Source organism: Bacillus kalamii, from assembly GCF_047238185.1.
Lineage (GTDB): Bacteria > Bacillota > Bacilli > Bacillales > DSM-1321 > Bacillus_AD.
In genome coordinates this window covers 19,635-38,277 of sequence record NZ_JBDFMI010000006.1, presented here as the reverse complement: position 1 = coordinate 38,277, position 18,643 = coordinate 19,635, and the positions used below count along the sequence as shown (strand labels likewise).

Genomic DNA, 18,643 nt, shown 5'->3' with positions numbered 1-18,643 from the left:
ACTGGAGGATTTCCCGTTCCATCCTTACGATAAGTCAACATCAGCTCGCAGGCTCGCTGTGTTTCCTTTATCTCGAATGGATCGGTCCAATCCCTGAGTGGCTAAACGCCTGCCTCCGCTTTTCATGATCCAGCTGCAAGTGCCACCTCCTCGAGGTCTTAAGCCAGACCTGCTCAAAGGCGAAAAGCAGCCTTTGAGGCAAGCCTGTCTTAAGCTTGTCGGAGGTAAACAGGCACTTTCCGCTTTTCAGTGATCCAGCTATGGCAGGCAGCCACTGGAGGATTTCCCGCTCCATCCTTACGATAAGTCAACATCAGCTCGCAGGCTCGCTGTGTTTCCTTTATCTCGAATGGGTCGGTCCAATCCCTGCGTGGCTAAACGCCTGCCTCCGCTTTTCTAGGAGGGGGTTTATGGGGAGGATTTCTTGGTTGAAAGGGGTGCAGTCGGGGTTTTATACGACCTGGCTGTTAGGGAAGATTGTGTTTCCTGTTACATTTATTGTGACGGCTTTGGGCTTCACGCCGATTATGGAGAAGATTGTCGGTCTTGTGGCGCCTGTTATGAAATGGTTTGGTTTGCCTGGAGAAGCGGCTGTGCCGCTTGTTCTAGGCAATTTTTTGAATTTATATGCAGCCATTGGAGGAATTCTATCGCTTGATCTGACCGTGAAGGAAGTTTTCATCGTTGCGGTTATGCTTTCGTTTGCCCACAACATTTTTATTGAAACCGGCGTGGCATTGAAGGTAGGGGTCAAGTTATGGATTGTATTGCTTGTTCGGTACGGGCTTGCCTTTTTGTCGGCTTTTGCCATCAGCCGATTATGGGATGGCGGAAGCGGGCTAGCTCAATATGGGTTTGCACAAGCAGCTGCCAGGCATGCGGATGGTTTTTGGGATGTCATATTCCAATCAATAGGGAAAGCAGCTAGTGGTGTTTTGCAGCTGGCCATTATTGTCATTCCTTTAATGATTTTTATCCAAATCATGAAGGACTTAAAATGGATTGATTTTATTTCGAATAAAACAGATTTTATTACCGGAGCTTTCGGAATGGGGCGCAATGCTTCATTGACGCTTATTTCTGGTTTGTTTTTTGGGCTGGCAATGGGGGCTGGCGTCATGATTCAGGCTGTCCGTGAAGACGGTGTCACGAAGAAGGATGCGACATTGGCCATCATTTTTCTTGCGGGATGTCACGCTGTAGTCGAGGATACACTTATTTTTATACCACTAGGAATCCCTGTTTTGCCGTTATTGGCTATCCGGTTAGTAGTGGCTGCTGTATTGACTGTGATTGTGGGGAATGTTTGGAAGCGAACAGAGCTGAGGAAAAGAAAGGAAACGGAACTTTCATTATGAAGACGAACATTACGACTATTCTATTTGATTTAGACGGAACGCTTATTAATACTAATGAACTAATTATTGCTTCTTTTTTGCATACACTGGACTATTATTATCCTGGGCAGTATAAACGGGAAGATGTCCTTTCGTTTATCGGCCCGCCTCTTTATGACTCCTTTCATAGTATTTCTCCGGAAAAGACGGAGGAAATGGTCCTTCGATACCGCCAATTTAATATGGAGAACCATGACCTGTTGATCAGGGAATATGAAGGGGTGTATGAGGCTGTCCATTCGTTGAAGGAGGCAGGATTCAAACTAGGTTTAGTTACAACCAAGGTTCGAAGAGTCGCTTTAAAAGGCCTGGAGTTCGGGCGTCTCGACCAAATGTTTGATGCTATCGTTACAATCGATGACGTAAAGCATGCCAAACCTGACCCCGAGCCTATCCATAAAGCATTGTCGCTTCTGCATTCCTTACCGGAGGAAACGATGATGGTGGGCGATAACCACCATGATATTTTGGCAGCCAAGAACGCTGGCGCCAAAAGCGTTGGAGTGGAGTGGAGCATTAAAGGGCGCGAATACCTGGAACAGTACTCTCCTGATTATATACTTGTAGATATGCGCGATTTGCTGGATATACTGGGAGCGGCAAGGCAATGAGGAAGACAGATCGTTTCCCCGTAGCTGGAGCCAATTCATTGTGGCATGTCTATAAGACTGTGCCGTTCTGGAAGGTGGTACGCAACTTCATTGTCATTCAGCTGGCCAGGTATACGCCTTTTCTCTCGATGAAAAATTGGATGTACCGAACTTTTTTGGGGATGGAGGTTGGGAAGCAGACCTCTTTCGCATTAATGGTCATGCTGGATGTCATGTTTCCTGAAAAGATATCTGTCGGGCGTAACACAGTAATAGGATATAATACAACAATCCTTGCCCATGAATATTTGATCAAGGAGTACCGCCTAGGGGATGTCGTTATTGGTGATGAAGTCATGATAGGAGCCAATTCAACTATATTGCCCGGCATCACAATCGGGGATGGCGCTATTGTAGCAGCCGGAACGGTCGTCCATAAAAGTGTCCCTCCTGGAACATTTGTCGGCGGAAATCCGATGAATATTATTTACACAAAAGAACAATTGGACCATAGATGGAAGGATGATCCCATTTACGGAGAGATGATAAGGAAGCAAGGCTGAACATCAATCAGGATGTTCAGTTTTTTTTATCGATTTTCTTGACTTACTGCAAGATGGAAGGTAAACTTGGTTAAAACCTTTTAGTATATTAGCGAACTAAAGTATCTAAATATTTAAAAAATAAGACCTGTAAAAAGAATATAAAGGTTTATATATAGCTCTCCTCACATTGGCTGGCAGAGAGACAATATAGAAAAGTTGGGTGAGACATATGTCGAATATATTTATGTTTGAAAAACCGCTTGGAATGAGAGATACGATTCCTGTTGTATATGGGGCCAAGGAGCATATCAGAAATGGAATCCTATCCGAAATGGCAAGTTGGGGCTATCAAATGATTGAAACACCTGCGCTTGAGTATTATGAAACAATCGGGGCAGCATCAGCTATTGAGGATCGGCAATTATTCAAGCTTTTGGACCAACAAGGGCATACTCTAGTCTTGCGGCCGGATATGACGGCCCCTATTGCGAGAGTAGCGGCTTCTAAGCTGTTGGAGAAAAGAGTCCCATTGCGGCTTGCATACGGTGCGAAGGTTTATCGCGCCCAACAGAGAGAAGGGGGGCGTCCTGCTGAGTTTGAACAGATCGGCATTGAATGCATCGGTTATCCTTCTGTCAGCGCCGATGCAGAGACGATCAGTCTATTAATCTCTTCTCTGCAAAAAATGGGATTAAAAGAATTTAAGGTTTCAGTCGGCCATATAGGTTACTTGCAGGATATCCTTCTAGATGTTCTCGGGACGGAGGCAAGAGCGGAAATATGCCGGAAATTTTTATTCGAGAAAAATTATGTCGGGTTCCGGGAGCATGTGGCAAGCCTGCCGATATCAAGCATAGACCAGCAAAGGCTGATTGGTCTGTTGTCGCTCCGCGGAACAGTTGATGTGCTGGAACAAGGAACAGCCATTGCTGAGGGGACGGATGGAACGAAGGTGCTCGAGGAATTAGGCGGGCTTTGGGAGCAATTGGAAGAATATGGTGTACAGTCTTTTGTGCAGTTTGATTTGACGCTTGTTTCCACCATGAATTATTATTCAGGCCTGCTGTATGAGGTGTATGCCGAGGGTGTGGGCATGCCGGTCGGAAATGGAGGCAGGTATGATCATTTGCTTGAGCAATTTGGACGCAAGGCGCCTGCTACCGGTTTTGCGTTAATAGTTGACAGGCTGCTGGAAGCGCTTGGAGGAATTGAAGAAAAGGAAGAATCTATTTGTGTTTTATATAGCAGGGAACAATTTACGGAAGCTATTTCATTGGCAAAAGATTTGAGGTCTAAAGGCATGATGGTAGTCCTTCAGGATGTCAATGGTGTTGAAGAGATGGACGCCTTTACCCGTACATTCAAGGAAGTCCACTATTTGATCGGCGACAGAAAGGGGGATTTGCGGTGAAAGAAAGATTGACGATTGCAATGCCAAAGGGGCGGATATTTGAAGATGCTGTCGATCTTCTGAGGAAGGCTGATTTTCAAATACCGAATGAATTTGATGAGAACCGAAAATTAATATTAGAAGTGGAAGAAGAGAATATCCGCTTCATATTGGCAAAGCCGATGGATGTGGCCACGTATGTGGACCATGGCGTAGCTGATTTAGGCATCGCCGGCAAAGATGTTATGTTGGAAGAAGAACGGAACGTGTATGAATTGCTCGATTTGAAAATAAGCCCCTGTTATTTGGCAGTGGCAGGACTGCCTCAGACCAAATGGAATGATATTGCGCCCCGCATCGCCAGTAAATATCCGAATGTGGCTTCGGATTATTTTAGAAGACAGGGTGAGCAGGTTGAAATTATCAAGCTGAACGGATCGATTGAGCTGGCCCCACTGATCGGCCTGGCTGAACGGATTGTCGATATTGTGAGTACAGGACAGACGCTGCTGGAGAATGGTTTGGTTGAATACGAAAAAATCGCTGATGTTACGTCACGGTTGATTGCCAACCCAGTTTCCTATCAATTGAAGGAACAGAGAATAGGCGAAGTTGTCAAAAGGCTCGAAAAGGTCATTTAATTAGAAAGCAGAAGGAGGGTCATGCATCATGGACATACAAGAATGGACAGCAGGGTTATCGTTAAAGCGTACCGTTGATTCGGGAACAGAAGAACAGAGAACAATAGTTCGGCAGATCATCGGGCAGGTAAAGGCAAAAGGAAACCGAGCAATTTTTGATTTTACCAAACAATTTGATGGAGCTGACTTGGATTCATTGCTTGTGAGCCAAATAGAAATAGAAGAAGCTCTATCTTCTTTTGATCAAGAATTATTAGACATTATGAAGGAAGCAGCAGACAATATTTCGGAATTCCACGGCAAGCAAATGAGAAATACCTGGCTGGATTTTCAAAACAGCGGTTCTATGCTAGGGCAAAAAATCACACCTTTAGATTCTGTTGGTGTCTATGTACCGGGTGGAACAGCGGCCTATCCGTCTTCTGTCTTCATGAATGTATTGCCGGCCAAGGTAGCTGGCGTGAAAAGGATTGTTATGGTCAGCCCTCCCGGAAAAGACGGGAAAATTCCGGCAGCAGTTTTGGCGGCAGCCTCCATCGCGGGTGTAACCGAAGTTTATAAAGTGGGTGGAGCCCAGGCAGTCGCTGCGCTTGCTTATGGAACTGAAACGATTAAACCAGTCGATAAAATCGTAGGGCCAGGCAATCTATTTGTTGCTTTAGCAAAACGTGAAGTGTTCGGAGATGTTGATATCGATATGATTGCCGGTCCGAGTGAAATAGTTGTCCTTGCGGATGAAACAGCCGTCCCAGGAGAGGTGGCGGCAGATTTGCTGTCGCAGGCAGAGCACGATACGAGAGCTTGTGCTGTGCTTGTGACTGATTCGGCTGTATTGGCTGAACAAGTAAAACAAGAAGTGGAGCGCCAGGTGGCTTTGCTGCCGAGAAAAGAGATTGCGTCCCAGTCGATTAAGGAGTATGGGAAGATCGTTGTCGCAGAAACGATGGAGCATTGTATCGAAGCTGTCAATGACATCGCGCCGGAACACCTTGAAATTGTGACTGCTGATCCGATGTCCCTCTTGGGAAAAATACGGCATGCCGGGGCGATTTTCCTTGGCCGCTTTAGTTCAGAGCCGGTGGGCGATTATTTTGCCGGCCCGAACCATGTCCTCCCCACAAACGGTACCGCCCGTTTTTCCAGTCCGTTAAATGTGGAGGATTTTCAAAAGAAATCGAGCATTATTATGTACAGTGAAACGGATTTCCGTAAGAATGCAGGGAAAATCGCCAAGTTTGCACGGGCGGAGGGCCTCGAGGCGCATGCGCGGGCAATAGAAAGCAGAAAACAGTGAATGATGAAAGGGGAAAGAATGATGGCAAGAGAAGGAAAAATTAGCCGGAAGACAAATGAAACAGATATCGAGCTTCAAGTGAAAATCGATGGCGAAGGCCATTCCCATTTAAAAACAGGCGTCCCCTTTATGAACCATATGCTGGAGCTGTTCGCCAAGCATGGTCAGTTCGATTTAGATATCCGTGCAATCGGGGATATTGAAATTGATGACCATCATACAACGGAAGACATCGGCATCTGCCTTGGCCAGGCCATCCTTCAGGGGCTGGGCGATAAAAAAGGGATAAAGCGATACGGCCATGCATTTGTGCCGATGGATGATGCTCTCGCTCAAGTGGTTATTGATTTAAGCAATCGGCCCCACCTTGAATTCCGAGGTTCATGGCCATCGCAAAGAGTGGGCTCCTTCGATACGGAATTGGTCCATGAATTTTTGTGGAAGCTGGCCCTTGAAGCGAGGATGAATCTGCATGTGATCGTTCATTACGGCCAAAATACGCATCATATTATCGAAGCAATCTTTAAGGCGTTTGCCCGTGCACTCGACGAGGCAACAACCATTGATCCAAGAATCAAAGGCGTTCCGTCCTCGAAAGGAATGTTATAAATGATCGCCATCGTTGATTATGGAATGGGCAATCTGTTCTCTGTCTCAAAGGCGCTTGAACGGCTTGGAGTAGACTATTTGATAACGGATGACGCAGAGGAGCTAGACAAAGCGGACGGGTTGATTCTTCCGGGGGTCGGTTCCTTCAAGGATGCGATGCACTTGCTTGAGGATACAGGGATAGCTGTATTCCTGCAGCAATACGCAGAGAGCGGCAGGCCGCTTTTAGGCATCTGCCTTGGCATGCAGCTTCTGTTTGAGGAAAGTGAAGAGAATGGCTGGAGCAAGGGCCTATCGATCCTAAAGGGGAAGGTGCAACGATTTTCAGGCATCGATCAACAAGGATCGCCCTATAAGGTGCCGCATATGGGCTGGAATAATCTCATCTTTAGGCATCCGTCCCCTATTTTAGATGGATGTGAGCAAGGGTTCGCTTATTTCGTTCATTCCTATTACGTTACAGGGGCGAGCGATGAAACGGTGATTGCAGCGGCAGAATATGGAGTAAGTGTTCCGGCTCTTGTCGGGAGCGGCAATATATACGGCATGCAGTTCCATCCGGAAAAGAGCAGCGGACTTGGCATGCAATTGTTGGGCAACTATATCCAGCTTGTAGAAGGGATGGTGAATGTATGAATGAGTTTACGGTCTATCCAGCCATTGATTTGCGGGGCGGAAATTGTGTGAGGCTCTATAAGGGGGATTATGGGCAAGAAACGGTATACAGCAGCTCTCCACTGGATATGGCAAGCAGTTTTAGCGAGCAAGGAGCCAAGTGGATCCATATGGTCGATTTGGATGGGGCAAAGAAAGGGAATGCGGTTAACCATAAACTTGTAATCGAAGTGGCTCAAAAGCTTCCCTTATCCGTGCAGGTTGGCGGCGGGATCAGAACAGAAGCTGATATAGCCTTTTATCTTGAAAATGGAGTATCCCGTGTCATTCTCGGAAGTGTAGCCGTATCCAATCCTTCCTTCGCCAAAGAGATGCTTAAGCGCTATCCAGGCAGGATTGTTATCGGGATTGATGCCAAAGATGGACAAGCGGCCACTCATGGCTGGTTAAAGACCTCCTCTGTCTCTGCAGTTGAGTTGGGCAAGAAGCTTGCGGATGAAGGGGCGGATACGTTTATCTTTACAGATATTGCAACAGATGGGACACTTGCAGGCCCTAATATAGCGGCTACAAAGGAGCTTGCGGAAGAGACTGGCGCATCCGTCATCGCATCCGGAGGAATCAGCGCACTTAAAGATTTAGAGAGGCTTGCCGGGTTAACGGAAGCTGGAGTAGCAGGCAGCATTGTCGGAAAGGCGATTTACAGCGGCCGCTTTACGGTGAAGGAAGCGTTGGATTCCGTAAGGAGAGATGCAGAATGATTACAAAGAGGATTATACCTTGCCTTGATGTGAAGGATGGCCGCGTGGTGAAAGGCGTTCAGTTTGTATCGTTGCGGGATGCCGGCGATCCTGTAGAACTGGCTGCTTTTTATGATGCAGAAGGAGCGGATGAATTAGTATTCCTTGATATTTCGGCCACTCATGAAGGCCGTTCGACCATGATCCAAGTTGTACGTCAAGTAGCTGCACGATTGGCCATTCCATTTACAGTCGGCGGAGGCATCAACACACTTTCCGATATGAAGCGTATCTTGCGGGCAGGCGCCGATAAAATTTCATTGAATTCGGCAGCTGTGAAACGGCCAGAGCTTATAAAGGAAGGCAGCAGCTATTTAGGGTCGCAATGCATCGTCGTTGCGATTGATGCAGCCTATTCACCAGGCGAAAGACGGTGGAAGGTTTATACCCGCGGCGGAAGGGAAGAAACTGATTTGGATGCGGTGGAGTGGGCGAAAAGAGCTGCTGAACTTGGTGCGGGAGAAATTTTATTGACAAGCATGGATCGGGACGGAGAAAAATCGGGCTTCGACCTTGCTTTAACAGCAGCTGTTTCCTCTACAGTTCCTATTCCTGTAATCGCGTCCGGCGGTGCGGGATCGGTGAAGGATTTTAAACCTGTATTTGCTGAGGGAAAAGCGGATGCAGCTCTTGCGGCAAGTATTTTTCATTATAAAGAAACATCGGTCAAAGAAGTTAAATCATATTTGCAGCAGGAAGGAGTGCATGTTAGGTGAATAAAATTCAATTGAAATTTGATGAAGCAGGGTTGATACCGGCTATTGTCCAAGATGCCGATACAAAGGAAGTGCTGACACTTGCCTATATGAACGAGGAATCGCTTGGTAAGTCGATGGAGAGCGGGGAAACCTGGTTCTACAGCCGTTCAAGACAAAAGCTCTGGCATAAAGGGGAAACAAGCGGCAACACGCAGAAAATTGTCTCGATAGCCTATGATTGCGATCAGGATGCACTTGTCATCAAGGTGGAACCGAAAGGGCCGGCATGCCATAAGGGGGCCGTATCTTGTTTCAATGATGTTTTCTTTGAAGGAAAGCGTGAAAGTGGGGAAGCATTCCAAGATGCGGCGTTCCTTTATGAATTGGAAAAGTTGATCGCCCAAAGAGATGAGCAGCGACCAGAAAAATCGTATACAACTTACTTATTCACAGAAGGTGTCGATAAAATTCTTAAGAAGGTTGGAGAAGAGTCGGCAGAAGTCATCATTGCTGCCAAAAATCGCGACCATGAAGAATTAAAATGGGAAAGCGCCGATCTGCTATATCATCTTCTTGTGTTGCTTAGAGAACAAAAACTGCCACTGAGCGATGTACTTGCTGTATTGAAGGAAAGACACAGAGAATGATAGAAAGTGGTTTTTATAGGCTTATATGGAACGGGGAAACCGGAGGGAGCCCCGTTCTTTTGGTGCGCACAATAATATAAAACGAAATCGAGAGTCCCTTTTGAGTCAATTCATTTCTTCATCCTTTATTAATTCGAATAAGTCCTCCACTTTGCATCCGAAAAAATAACAGAATTTTAAAGCTAATTCAAGGCTAGGATTATATTTGTTCTTTTCGATCGCAATTAAGGATTGGCGTGTGATCTGTACAGCCGATGCTAATTGTTCCTGGGTTAAATCTCTTAGTACGCGAAAGTGTTTAATTTTGTTTGTGACCACTCTCCTTAGCTCCCTCTCAGTAAATTTTTTCCTTCTATTAATCATAACGAATATCCCATAAAATGTAAAAGTGACTTTACAAAAAGTAACTAAGACTATACAAAATGTAATGGTATGCATACATTACGGATTTTATCATGGGAAAGTTATGACGCTTTATGTATAGGAGAACAGGCTGAAGGGATGCCAATTATTCGTAGGCGGTATGCTAATCTATAAATTACCGTAAAAATATGGTATAATACGAGGGTTAATCAATTATTACTGGAGGATTTCATGAGTAAAGACTCTAAACTAAGACAAAAAGCGAAAGTTTTGTCTTTTAACCCGACCGGAGAATACTATTTTAATAAAGGTTTAAAAGCGTATCATCAACGTGATTTATATAAAGCTAAAAAGTACTTGGAAAGAGCATTGGAGCTGGAACCGTTGGAACCGATGATTGCATGCCAATTGGCGATTGTCTGTACGGATCTGGCTGATTACCATGCGTCCAATGTGATCTTAGAAAATATTGTTTCCAAGTTGGACCCATATATGTCAGAGTGTTATTACTTTCTTGCGAATAATTATGCCCATCTCGGCATGTTCAAGGAAGCCTATAAATATGCCAAGGAATATCTTCGGAATGATTATGAGGGCGATTTTGCCGAAGACGCCGAGGATTTGCTTGATTTAATTACCCTTGAGGACAATGAGACGGAAGAGAGCTTGTTTGAACAGGATACATTGATCAATGAACAGGAAAAAGCAAGGGAGTATCTGGAAGCTGGCGAATTTGAAAAAGCGATCGAAGTGTTGAACGAAACGATCGCCCATCACCCCGATTTTTGGTTTGCGTATAATAATTTAGCTTTGGCTCAATTTTATCTCGGTAAAACAAGCGAGGCATTTGCGACATTATACGATGTCCTTGAAAAGAATAATGGAAATCTGCATGCGCTATGCAATCTGGCTGTCTTCCACCATTATGAAAAACAATATGACCATGTGGAAGAGCTAGTCCAATCACTTCTGAAAATACGGCCGATCCTGCCTGAGCAGCAGTATAAGCTGGGAGCAACATTCGCTTTGATCGGACGGTATGATTCCGCTTATATGTGGCTGAAGCAGTTGCAGAAAATTGGATTTGATGGCGATGAAACATTCTATTATTGGGTGGCGGTCTGTTCGTATCAATTAGGCAATGAATACTCCGCCCGTAAAGCATGGAAGAAAGTGATCGAGTTCAACCCATCGAAGGAAGGGTTGGAGCCATGGGGAGAAATCGTCTCCAATATAGAAGGCTATGAGCATCAATTGGCATGGATTTTGAAAAAAATCCAAAGTGAGTATATGGAAGAACGATTATTGGGTCTATTCCTATACAAGCAATGCATGCAGAAAGACAATTTAGAGAATCATAGCGATATTGAAGGAAATGGGTTTTGCCAACTTGAGAACGATTATTTGCAGGCCATTGTCACAAAGACGGTTGCACAATCAGAAAGCGCCTTTTTGGATGGAACGGCCGAGGAGCTTTATAAACATTATCAGCCGATTTCTTCAGATGAAATAAGCCTGTATGTTTTATGGTTTTCTGTTTATGTTGCCGCGGTTGAACAAAACGTCAAATTGATCAATCCGACCGCATGGGCTGCAGCTGTGGACTACGTGTGGAATGATATCCGAAATGAACCTGTTTCAAAGAAGTCAATTGCGGAAAAATATGAGATTTCATCGTCCACCTTGCAGAAATATGTAAAGAATGTGAACAATATCCTTCATTGAGCAGATAAATGGACTGGAAATCCTCTGTTATATACGATAAAAGGTAGGAAATACTATTGATAAATCGTATAGTAAAGAAATACTATGAATGAAGTACACAATAGAGGAGTGACAAGCATGTCTGAAGAAAAAATCTATGATGTTGCCATTATCGGAGCAGGTCCTGCCGGCATGACAGCAGCAGTTTATACATCGCGTGCCAATCTTTCGACTTTAATGATAGAAAGAGGAGTGCCGGGCGGCCAAATGGCCAACACGGAAGAAGTTGAGAACTACCCGGGCTATGAAAGTATCCTTGGACCAGAGCTTTCAACTAAAATGTTTGACCATGCCAAGAAATTTGGCGCTGAATATGCATATGGGGATGTAAAAGACATCACTGACCATAAGGAATATAAAGAAATTGATTGCGGCAGCAAGCAATATAAAGCGAGAGCTGTCATTATAACTGCCGGTGCGCAATACAAAAAAATCGGGGTGCCAGGTGAAAAAGAACTTGGCGGCCGCGGCGTTTCCTATTGTGCAGTTTGCGATGGGGCATTCTTTAAGAATAAGGAATTGGTGGTCATCGGAGGCGGCGATTCAGCTGTTGAGGAAGGCGTATACTTAACACGTTTTGCTTCTAAAGTGACAATCGTCCATAGAAGAGATGCACTTAGAGCCCAAAAAATTCTTCAAGACCGGGCATTCGCTAATGAAAAAGTGGATTTCATCTGGAACCATACAATTAAAGAAATCAACGAAAAAGATGGCAAAGTCGGAAGTGTCACTCTTGTTTCAACGGTAACTGGAGAAGAACAGGAATTGAAGACGGACGGCGTGTTCATCTATATCGGTATGCAGCCATTGACGGGTCCTTTCCAATCCCTTGGCATCACGAACGATAATGGCTACATTGTAACGAATGAAGGAATGGAAACGAGTGTGGCTGGCGTATTCGCAGCTGGCGATATCCGTGAAAAAACACTTCGCCAAATCGTTACAGCAACAGGTGATGGAAGCATTGCCGCCCAAAATGCCCAGCATTATGTAGAAGAATTAATAGAGACTTTACAAAAAGCATAATCCATCCATAGGAAATATGTGTAATTCCCATTTAATTCTGCTGTAACAATCGTGAAACATCAATGGGGTATGATTAGTAAGAATTGACCCCCTTTTAGAATAAATGGTACATGGGCACAGGTTTATCCTGTGTCTTTTTTTGTGCAATGGGATGAGGGGATTCTTTTCATCCTTTTTATCCCGGCTTTTTCAAGTAACCTTCCAATTGCATCTTCCATCTGCCAACCTTCCGAAATAGATGGAGAAATAGTATAATGGATTGAATGCGATTACTGAAGTGAAAAGTAACATATTATATAAAGAACGAAAGAGAATGAAATCCGCCACTGGCGAGTTTTCCCAGCGGTTGGAGGATGCCGGCTCTTTCTTTTGCCGGCACATGCAAAGAAGCATGCTGTCATGAAATCGAATGCCGCTGTGTATACACTGCGAGGTGAAATAGAATGCAACGAGTGACCAACTGCTTATTGAACAAGGATGGCCAGGTACTCCTCCTGCAAAAGCCGAGACGTGGCTGGTGGGTGGCGCCGGGCGGGAAAATGGAACCCGGTGAATCAGTCAAAGACTCCTGCATCCGCGAATTTAGAGAAGAAACAGGTATATATATCAAAAATCCAACTTTAAAAGGGATTTTTACATTTATTATGAAAGAAAATGATCAAGTTCAATCTGAATGGATGATGTTTACCTTTATGGCAGATCAATTTGATGGGCAGCCGCTTGATGAGAGCGATGAAGGGAAGCTTGCCTGGAAAGACGCTGACTCAATTAAAGATCTTCCGATGGCAGAAGGGGATTATCATATACTCGATTATATGATTCACGGAAAAGGGCTAATATATGGTACATTCACCTATACGCCTGATTTTAAATTGCTGTCCTACCGTCTTGATCCAAACTGATTGCCTGAAAGTAATCTGATTTTATGAACGTATTGAAATGGGGGCTATACGAATTGAGCAATGAACAACTGAACAAGGATGCAAATTTAGTTATCATTACAGGAATGTCGGGAGCCGGCAAAACGGTGGCTGTCCAAAGCTTTGAGGATTTAGGCTACTTCTGTGTTGATAATTTGCCGCCGACACTGCTTCCTAAATTTATGGAGCTGATGAAGGAATCCGGAAACAAAATGAATAAGGTTGCCTTGGTGATGGATTTGCGAGGGCGTGAATTCTTTGATGATTTAACGAAGGCGCTGGATGAAATGAACAATACGAGCTGGATGAAGCCGCAGATTCTGTTCCTTGAAGCGGACGATTCAGCTCTTGTAAGACGCTATAAGGAAACGCGCAGAACGCATCCTCTTGCACATGCAGGGCTGCCGTTAGAAGGGATAGACCTTGAACGCACCTTCTTGCAGGAGCTCAAGGGGCGCGCACAAAATATATATAATACCTCCCAAATGAAACCGCGTGAGTTAAGAGAGAAAATACTGAAGGAATTCTCAACCAATAACCGTCCTGAGTTTTCAGTCAATATAATGTCATTCGGCTTTAAACATGGATTGCCGATCGATGCGGATACGGTCTTTGATGTGCGCTTTCTGCCAAATCCGTACTATATAGAAGAAATGCGTCCAAAAACAGGCCTTGATGAAGACGTTTCTAATTATGTCCTTAAGTGGAATGAAACATCGCAATTCCTGGAAAAAGTAACAGACCTTCTCGCCTTCATGCTTCCATACTATAAACGAGAAGGCAAAGCCCAATTAGTCATTGCGATCGGCTGCACAGGCGGACAGCACCGTTCTGTTGCACTGGCCGAGTATTTGGGCAACCACTTTAAAAATGATTATCATACGGTCGTGACGCATCGCGACATGGATAAGAAAAAAGGCAAACAATCATGATAGGCCATTCCGAACAACCAAAGATTGTCGTGATCGGGGGCGGTACGGGCCTTCCTGTTCTGCTTCGGGGCCTTAAACAATATCCTGTTGATATCACGGCTATTGTGACTGTAGCCGATGATGGCGGAAGCTCGGGAAGGCTTCGTGATGAACTGCACATATTGCCGCCCGGAGATATCCGCAATGTTTTGGCAGCAATGTCCGATGTGGAACCTTTAGTGGAAGAAATGTTCCAGCATCGGTTTGGCCAGCAAAATGAGCTGTCGGGCCATTCGTTGGGCAATCTAATCATCGCGGCTATGACATCCATTACAGGCGATTTTGTCCATGCAATACGTGAAATGAGCAAATTCCTGAATGTGAGGGGAAAAATTCTTCCAGCTGCCAATCAAAACGTTGTTTTAAATGCAGAGATGGAGGATGGAACCATTATTTCCGGTGAGTCAAACATCCCGAAAGCGGGCAAACGGATTAAAAAGGTATTCCTGACGCCGCCGGACGTTAAACCGTTATCTGAGACTATATCCAGCATTAGGCAGGCCGATATGATTGTAATGGGGCCGGGAAGCTTATATACGAGCATTTTGCCTAATTTGCTTGTTCCGAAGCTTGGTTTGGAAGTATGCAATGCCAAGGCAAAAAAAGTGTACATCTGTAATCTGATGACCCAGGCAGGAGAAACATCCAATTTTTCGGCAAGCGATCATGTCAAGGCCATTTATGAACATTTGGACTGCGCTTTTATTGACACGATTTTGGTTAACAATGAAGAGGTGCCTCCCCAAATGAAGCTTCGCTATAAAGAAGAGCTGGCACAGCCAGTCCACTTTGATGTAGCAAGATTACTGGAGTTGGGACTAGAGGTGGTCCAGGAACAAATTATGACATTTGAAGATGAATATATACGCCATGATACAAAAAAGGTAGCTAATATCCTGTATCGGATGTTAATGGACGAAACCAAGTCTGCATTCGGTTCGTAAATACTAAAGGAAGCTAATCATACCGTATCATTTCCTACCTTATAGAATGCGTATGTAATAGACAGGGGGTGAGAATGTGTCATTTGCTTCTGAAACAAAAAAAGAATTAACAACATTAGAGCTGAAAGACTGCTGTTCGAAAGTAGAACTGTCTGCCTTAATCCGGATGAATGGCTCATTATCCTTCTCCAACCGCAATCTGGTGATAGACGTCCAGACAGAAAATGCGGCAATAGCCAGGAGAATTTACACCCTGCTTAAAAAGAATTACGACTTGAATGTTGAATTGCTTGTCCGTAAAAAGATGAAATTGAAAAAGAATAACATTTATATTGTCCGGTTTTCTGAAAGAGCGCAGGAAATTCTGATGGATTTGAAGATACTAGGTGAAGGTTTTACGATTATCCATGATATCTCTCCGGAACTAGTGAAGAAGAAATGCTGTAAACGCTCCTATTTGCGGGGTGCTTTCCTGGCAGGAGGATCTGTGAATAATCCGGAAACCTCATCCTACCATCTTGAAATTTTTTCGCAATACAAGGAGCATAATGATGCCCTCTGCGAGTTGATGAATCAATTTGATCTGAAGGCAAAGACGCTCGAAAGAAAAAAAGGCTTTATTACGTATTTAAAGGAAGCAGAGAAAATTTCTGAATTTCTGGCCATTGTGGGTGCAAATAATGCCATAATGAGATTCGAGGATGTACGTATATTGCGGGATATGCGGAATTCTGTCAATCGTCTTGTGAACTGTGAAACAGCCAATCTGAATAAAACGATTGGCGCGTCATTAAGGCAAGTAGAGAATATCCAATTTATCGAAGAGACGGTCGGTTTATCGGTTTTGCCGGATAAATTGAGAGAGATTGCAGAGTTGAGAGTCGCTTATCAAGATGTTACTCTAAAAGAATTAGGAGAGATGGTATCCGGGGGGACAGTCAGTAAATCAGGGATTAATCATCGTTTGCGTAAAATTGATGAGATTGCGGCTAAACTCCGCGCTGGTGGGTCCATCCATTAAACGATAGTCAAAGGGAGAGAGAAGAGAAATGTTAGAAAAGCAAGTGGAGGTACAGCTTAAAACAGGTTTGCAAGCGCGGCCTGCGGCTATTTTTGTTCAGGAAGCTACACAATTTTCAAGTGACGTTTTCCTTGAAAAGGATGGAAAGAAAGTTAATGCTAAAAGCATTATGGGTCTGATGAGCCTGGCGATCGGTACAGGAACGGTCATTAAAATAATCGCTGATGGCAAGGATGAAGAGCGTGCCGTTGACTATTTAAGTGAGTTTGTTGGAAAAGCAACGTTATAATTATTCTGATAGTTTGTAGCACATTTCTTTTTGAAATCGTGCTACGGCTTTTTTTATGGCCAGTATCCCACCCTATAAGCTGAACGGATGGAGGATTCCCAAAGAGATGAACAACAGGAAAAAGCAACTTTTAGAATTTTTGATTCATCGAATAGGCACATATACTCCCATTAATGAAATTACCTTTCACCTGGAGTGTTCTGAAAAAACAGTCAGATCGGATTTAAAGGATATCGATTACTGGTTGGCGCAAATGACGGCATGCCATATCGAAAGAGTTCCAGGGAAAGGAGTTGCCTTCATAGATCCTGATAAAGAGCGGGATAAAGTCTTGCATCAATTAGTGGCAGAAGGCACCCTTCATTTTGAACGATTTTATCGGATCATCAATATGCTTCTATTGGATCCGAAAAAATATTCAGTTCAATCTATAGCTGATAAACTGTATGTTTCTAAAAAAACCATTCAACTTGATTTAAAAATAATTAGATCTAGATTAAAGTTATATCGACTACAAATGAGTATGGGCAAATTCATCAGCATAATTGGAAAAGAAACGGATATTCGTTTCTTCATTGAGTATTATTTTTATGAATTGGCAACCGAAGCGATGAATGATCATTTTGTTTCTGATTTTCTCGGAGAATACAAGGAATTGATTGAAGATGAAATTATATTGCTTGAAAGAAATCTACATATTAGATTAACTGAAAATGCTATAAAACAAACAACCATGTATATATACACAATGATCAGGAGATTGAAATTAGGGCATCCAGTAGAGGATTCGTTGAGTGCTGAGGAAGAATTACATCCTTATTTTTATAAATTTAAAGAGAGAATCGATTCTATTTTTAGTGTTAACTTATCAATACTCGAATTGTATACATTTTCAGAACTAACTAAGTCGGGAACCAAATATTTTTCTCTTAGGGAACCTAAGCAAATGATAGAAGATAAGCAGGCTAATCTATTGGTTGACCGATTATTATATTTGCTGAATACACGCATTGGCCTTTGTGTGGAGGATGATAAAGAGGTACTATTTGGACTAAAAGCCCAAATGCTGACATCAATAAACAGAACGAAGAATGGTTTTCAAATTTACAATCCGGAATGCTATGAAGTAAGAAGGAGATTTTGGTTCATCCATTCCATTTTGTCGGATATCATGCTGTATGATGAATTATTCAGTGTTTACCAATTCAATGAAATGGAAATTGCCCATTTTACCTATTATATTGCAGCAGTTTATGAAGGATTAAACCGTTTGGAAGACAGTGAAGATCGCCAACAGCGTGTATTGGTTGTTTCTTCATTTAGTTATAACCAAAGTTTGTATATTCAAAAGAAGATTGAAAAGAATTTTAATAATATTAGGATTATTGATGTGATAAGAGATTCAGATTTGTCTCATATAGAAGAGCCATTTGACTTTATTATCGCCTTTACATATTTGCCGCAATATGAAGAGAGAATGTTGGTCGTCTCTCCCTATCTTGAAAAAGAAGATTTAATGAAAATATATCTCTATATGATGGAAGTGCAAAAGAATAAAAATCCGTTTTCACTGCTTCGGCAAAACTGTTATTATTCAGCATTAACAGTAAAATTGAATACAGTAGAGGAAGTGGTTGAACGGTATAGCCATACTTTGGAATCAGTCGGTGCTATCACGGAAAATTTCAAAAAAACGGCTATTAAGGTTTTAGAGAAAAATCGATATTTGGTTGGCGAAAGAATTCTCTTAATTATTGGAGAACAATCCTGTGTTTTAAAAACGAGAGTCGATATTGTCGAGTTTAAGAACTCCGTTTATTTAGAGGAGCTTAAAATTAAATTTGCTGTCTTTTTTATTGCATCTACGGAGACAGATAGACATTATGAAAAGTTCTGCAATGAATTTGGACATTTCATTCAACTATTGGGTGAACTGCGAACGGACGCCCAAATAAATGATGCGTTAAGAAATTTATTCTTGAATGAGGGTTATTTGATTCAAGATAAAGAGAGTATCCATCGATCTATAATAAATATGTATAAAAATTGAACAAAAACGGGACGAAAATTACCGCAACAACGGTAATTTTCGTCCCGTTTTTCTTATGTTTCAGGATTA

General features: G+C 43.2%; 20 protein-coding genes. 19 read left to right on the top strand and 1 reads right to left on the bottom strand.

What is annotated here, in order from left to right:
- Positions 1-410 precede the first annotated feature (410 nt).
- The 11 genes from ABC357_RS18045 to hisIE all read left to right on the top strand — a co-directional run bounded on the left by ABC357_RS18045 (position 411) and on the right by hisIE (position 9,226).
- Positions 411-1,358, top strand: a complete 948-nt coding sequence (locus ABC357_RS18045) for a nucleoside recognition domain-containing protein (RefSeq protein ID WP_412888990.1) — start codon at positions 411-413, stop codon at positions 1,356-1,358.
- A complete protein-coding gene (gene ppaX, locus ABC357_RS18040) occupies positions 1,355-2,008 on the top strand; it encodes a pyrophosphatase PpaX (protein ID WP_412888989.1) in 654 nt (217 codons plus the stop codon). Before ABC357_RS18045 ends, ppaX begins: the two co-directional genes overlap by 4 nt.
- Entirely contained in the window at positions 2,005-2,550 is a 546-nt protein-coding gene (locus tag ABC357_RS18035) for an acyltransferase (RefSeq protein ID WP_412888988.1), read from the top strand. The genes ppaX and ABC357_RS18035 overlap by 4 nt, the downstream gene beginning before the upstream one ends.
- Positions 2,551-2,761: 211 nt before the next feature.
- Positions 2,762-3,943 carry an ATP phosphoribosyltransferase regulatory subunit gene (locus ABC357_RS18030; RefSeq protein ID WP_412888987.1) on the top strand — a complete coding sequence of 394 codons (1,182 nt, stop codon included), beginning with the start codon at positions 2,762-2,764 and terminating at the stop codon, positions 3,941-3,943.
- The gene (hisG, locus tag ABC357_RS18025; RefSeq protein WP_412888986.1) at positions 3,940-4,563 is read left to right on the top strand and encodes an ATP phosphoribosyltransferase; all 624 of its coding nucleotides are present in this window, start codon (positions 3,940-3,942) and stop codon (positions 4,561-4,563) included. The genes ABC357_RS18030 and hisG overlap by 4 nt, the downstream gene beginning before the upstream one ends.
- Before the next feature lie 28 nt (positions 4,564-4,591).
- Positions 4,592-5,857, top strand: a complete 1,266-nt coding sequence (hisD, locus tag ABC357_RS18020; RefSeq protein WP_412888985.1) for a histidinol dehydrogenase — start codon at positions 4,592-4,594, stop codon at positions 5,855-5,857.
- A gap of 21 nt (positions 5,858-5,878) precedes the next feature.
- Positions 5,879-6,466 carry an imidazoleglycerol-phosphate dehydratase HisB gene (gene hisB / locus ABC357_RS18015; RefSeq protein WP_412890066.1) on the top strand — a complete coding sequence of 196 codons (588 nt, stop codon included), beginning with the start codon at positions 5,879-5,881 and terminating at the stop codon, positions 6,464-6,466.
- Positions 6,467-7,102 carry an imidazole glycerol phosphate synthase subunit HisH gene (gene hisH / locus ABC357_RS18010; protein ID WP_412888984.1) on the top strand — a complete coding sequence of 212 codons (636 nt, stop codon included), beginning with the start codon at positions 6,467-6,469 and terminating at the stop codon, positions 7,100-7,102.
- Entirely contained in the window at positions 7,099-7,842 is a 744-nt protein-coding gene (gene hisA, locus ABC357_RS18005) for a 1-(5-phosphoribosyl)-5-[(5-phosphoribosylamino)methylideneamino]imidazole-4-carboxamide isomerase (RefSeq protein WP_412888983.1), read from the top strand. Before hisH ends, hisA begins: the two co-directional genes overlap by 4 nt.
- The gene (gene hisF, locus ABC357_RS18000) at positions 7,839-8,597 is read left to right on the top strand and encodes an imidazole glycerol phosphate synthase subunit HisF (protein ID WP_412888982.1); all 759 of its coding nucleotides are present in this window, start codon (positions 7,839-7,841) and stop codon (positions 8,595-8,597) included. Before hisA ends, hisF begins: the two co-directional genes overlap by 4 nt.
- Positions 8,594-9,226, top strand: a complete 633-nt coding sequence (hisIE, locus tag ABC357_RS17995) for a bifunctional phosphoribosyl-AMP cyclohydrolase/phosphoribosyl-ATP diphosphatase HisIE (protein ID WP_412888981.1) — start codon at positions 8,594-8,596, stop codon at positions 9,224-9,226. The genes hisF and hisIE overlap by 4 nt, the downstream gene beginning before the upstream one ends.
- Positions 9,227-9,331: 105 nt before the next feature.
- On the opposite strand, the gene ABC357_RS17990 is transcribed toward hisIE, so the two are convergent.
- Positions 9,332-9,544: a helix-turn-helix transcriptional regulator gene (locus ABC357_RS17990; RefSeq protein ID WP_412888980.1), complete on the bottom strand. Its 213-nt coding sequence runs from the start codon at positions 9,542-9,544 to the stop codon at positions 9,332-9,334.
- Positions 9,545-9,820: 276 nt separating this feature from the next.
- Here ABC357_RS17990 and ABC357_RS17985 point away from each other — a divergent pair, with 276 nt between their 5' ends.
- The 8 genes from ABC357_RS17985 to ABC357_RS17950 all read left to right on the top strand — a co-directional run bounded on the left by ABC357_RS17985 (position 9,821) and on the right by ABC357_RS17950 (position 18,574).
- A complete protein-coding gene (locus ABC357_RS17985) occupies positions 9,821-11,314 on the top strand; it encodes a tetratricopeptide repeat protein (RefSeq protein ID WP_412888979.1) in 1,494 nt (497 codons plus the stop codon).
- 117 nt (positions 11,315-11,431) lie between these two features.
- Complete coding sequence (trxB, locus tag ABC357_RS17980) at positions 11,432-12,379, top strand: thioredoxin-disulfide reductase (protein WP_412888978.1); 948 nt, start codon at positions 11,432-11,434, stop codon at positions 12,377-12,379.
- 443 nt (positions 12,380-12,822) lie between these two features.
- The gene (locus ABC357_RS17975) at positions 12,823-13,281 is read left to right on the top strand and encodes an NUDIX hydrolase (protein ID WP_412888977.1); all 459 of its coding nucleotides are present in this window, start codon (positions 12,823-12,825) and stop codon (positions 13,279-13,281) included.
- Positions 13,282-13,334: 53 nt separating this feature from the next.
- The gene (gene rapZ, locus ABC357_RS17970; protein ID WP_412888976.1) at positions 13,335-14,231 is read left to right on the top strand and encodes an RNase adapter RapZ; all 897 of its coding nucleotides are present in this window, start codon (positions 13,335-13,337) and stop codon (positions 14,229-14,231) included.
- Positions 14,228-15,214 (top strand): gluconeogenesis factor YvcK family protein, encoded by a 987-nt coding sequence (locus tag ABC357_RS17965; protein ID WP_412888975.1) that lies wholly within the window; start codon positions 14,228-14,230, stop codon positions 15,212-15,214. The genes rapZ and ABC357_RS17965 overlap by 4 nt, the downstream gene beginning before the upstream one ends.
- A 76-nt stretch (positions 15,215-15,290) precedes the next feature.
- Positions 15,291-16,235, top strand: coding sequence for a DNA-binding protein WhiA (gene whiA, locus ABC357_RS17960; RefSeq protein ID WP_412888974.1), 945 nt, complete (start codon positions 15,291-15,293; stop codon positions 16,233-16,235).
- Between the two features lie 28 nt (positions 16,236-16,263).
- Positions 16,264-16,524 carry an HPr family phosphocarrier protein gene (locus ABC357_RS17955; protein WP_412888973.1) on the top strand — a complete coding sequence of 87 codons (261 nt, stop codon included), beginning with the start codon at positions 16,264-16,266 and terminating at the stop codon, positions 16,522-16,524.
- A gap of 106 nt (positions 16,525-16,630) precedes the next feature.
- A complete protein-coding gene (locus ABC357_RS17950; RefSeq protein WP_412888972.1) occupies positions 16,631-18,574 on the top strand; it encodes a BglG family transcription antiterminator in 1,944 nt (647 codons plus the stop codon).
- Positions 18,575-18,643: the final 69 nt, after the last annotated feature.

Coding starts and splice junctions, on each gene's coding strand:
- ABC357_RS17965 (WP_412888975.1), top strand. CDS start 14,228: ATGATAGGCCATTCCGAACAACCAAAGATTGTCGTGATCGGGGGCGGT.
- hisH (WP_412888984.1), top strand. CDS start 6,467: ATGATCGCCATCGTTGATTATGGAATGGGCAATCTGTTCTCTGTCTCA.
- hisF (WP_412888982.1), top strand. CDS start 7,839: ATGATTACAAAGAGGATTATACCTTGCCTTGATGTGAAGGATGGCCGC.
- hisB (WP_412890066.1), top strand. CDS start 5,879: ATGGCAAGAGAAGGAAAAATTAGCCGGAAGACAAATGAAACAGATATC.
- ABC357_RS17985 (WP_412888979.1), top strand. CDS start 9,821: ATGAGTAAAGACTCTAAACTAAGACAAAAAGCGAAAGTTTTGTCTTTT.
- trxB (WP_412888978.1), top strand. CDS start 11,432: ATGTCTGAAGAAAAAATCTATGATGTTGCCATTATCGGAGCAGGTCCT.
- hisA (WP_412888983.1), top strand. CDS start 7,099: ATGAATGAGTTTACGGTCTATCCAGCCATTGATTTGCGGGGCGGAAAT.
- ABC357_RS18035 (WP_412888988.1), top strand. CDS start 2,005: ATGAGGAAGACAGATCGTTTCCCCGTAGCTGGAGCCAATTCATTGTGG.
- ABC357_RS17950 (WP_412888972.1), top strand. CDS start 16,631: ATGAACAACAGGAAAAAGCAACTTTTAGAATTTTTGATTCATCGAATA.
- ABC357_RS17975 (WP_412888977.1), top strand. CDS start 12,823: ATGCAACGAGTGACCAACTGCTTATTGAACAAGGATGGCCAGGTACTC.
- ppaX (WP_412888989.1), top strand. CDS start 1,355: ATGAAGACGAACATTACGACTATTCTATTTGATTTAGACGGAACGCTT.
- hisD (WP_412888985.1), top strand. CDS start 4,592: ATGGACATACAAGAATGGACAGCAGGGTTATCGTTAAAGCGTACCGTT.
- ABC357_RS18045 (WP_412888990.1), top strand. CDS start 411: ATGGGGAGGATTTCTTGGTTGAAAGGGGTGCAGTCGGGGTTTTATACG.
- ABC357_RS17955 (WP_412888973.1), top strand. CDS start 16,264: ATGTTAGAAAAGCAAGTGGAGGTACAGCTTAAAACAGGTTTGCAAGCG.
- ABC357_RS18030 (WP_412888987.1), top strand. CDS start 2,762: ATGTCGAATATATTTATGTTTGAAAAACCGCTTGGAATGAGAGATACG.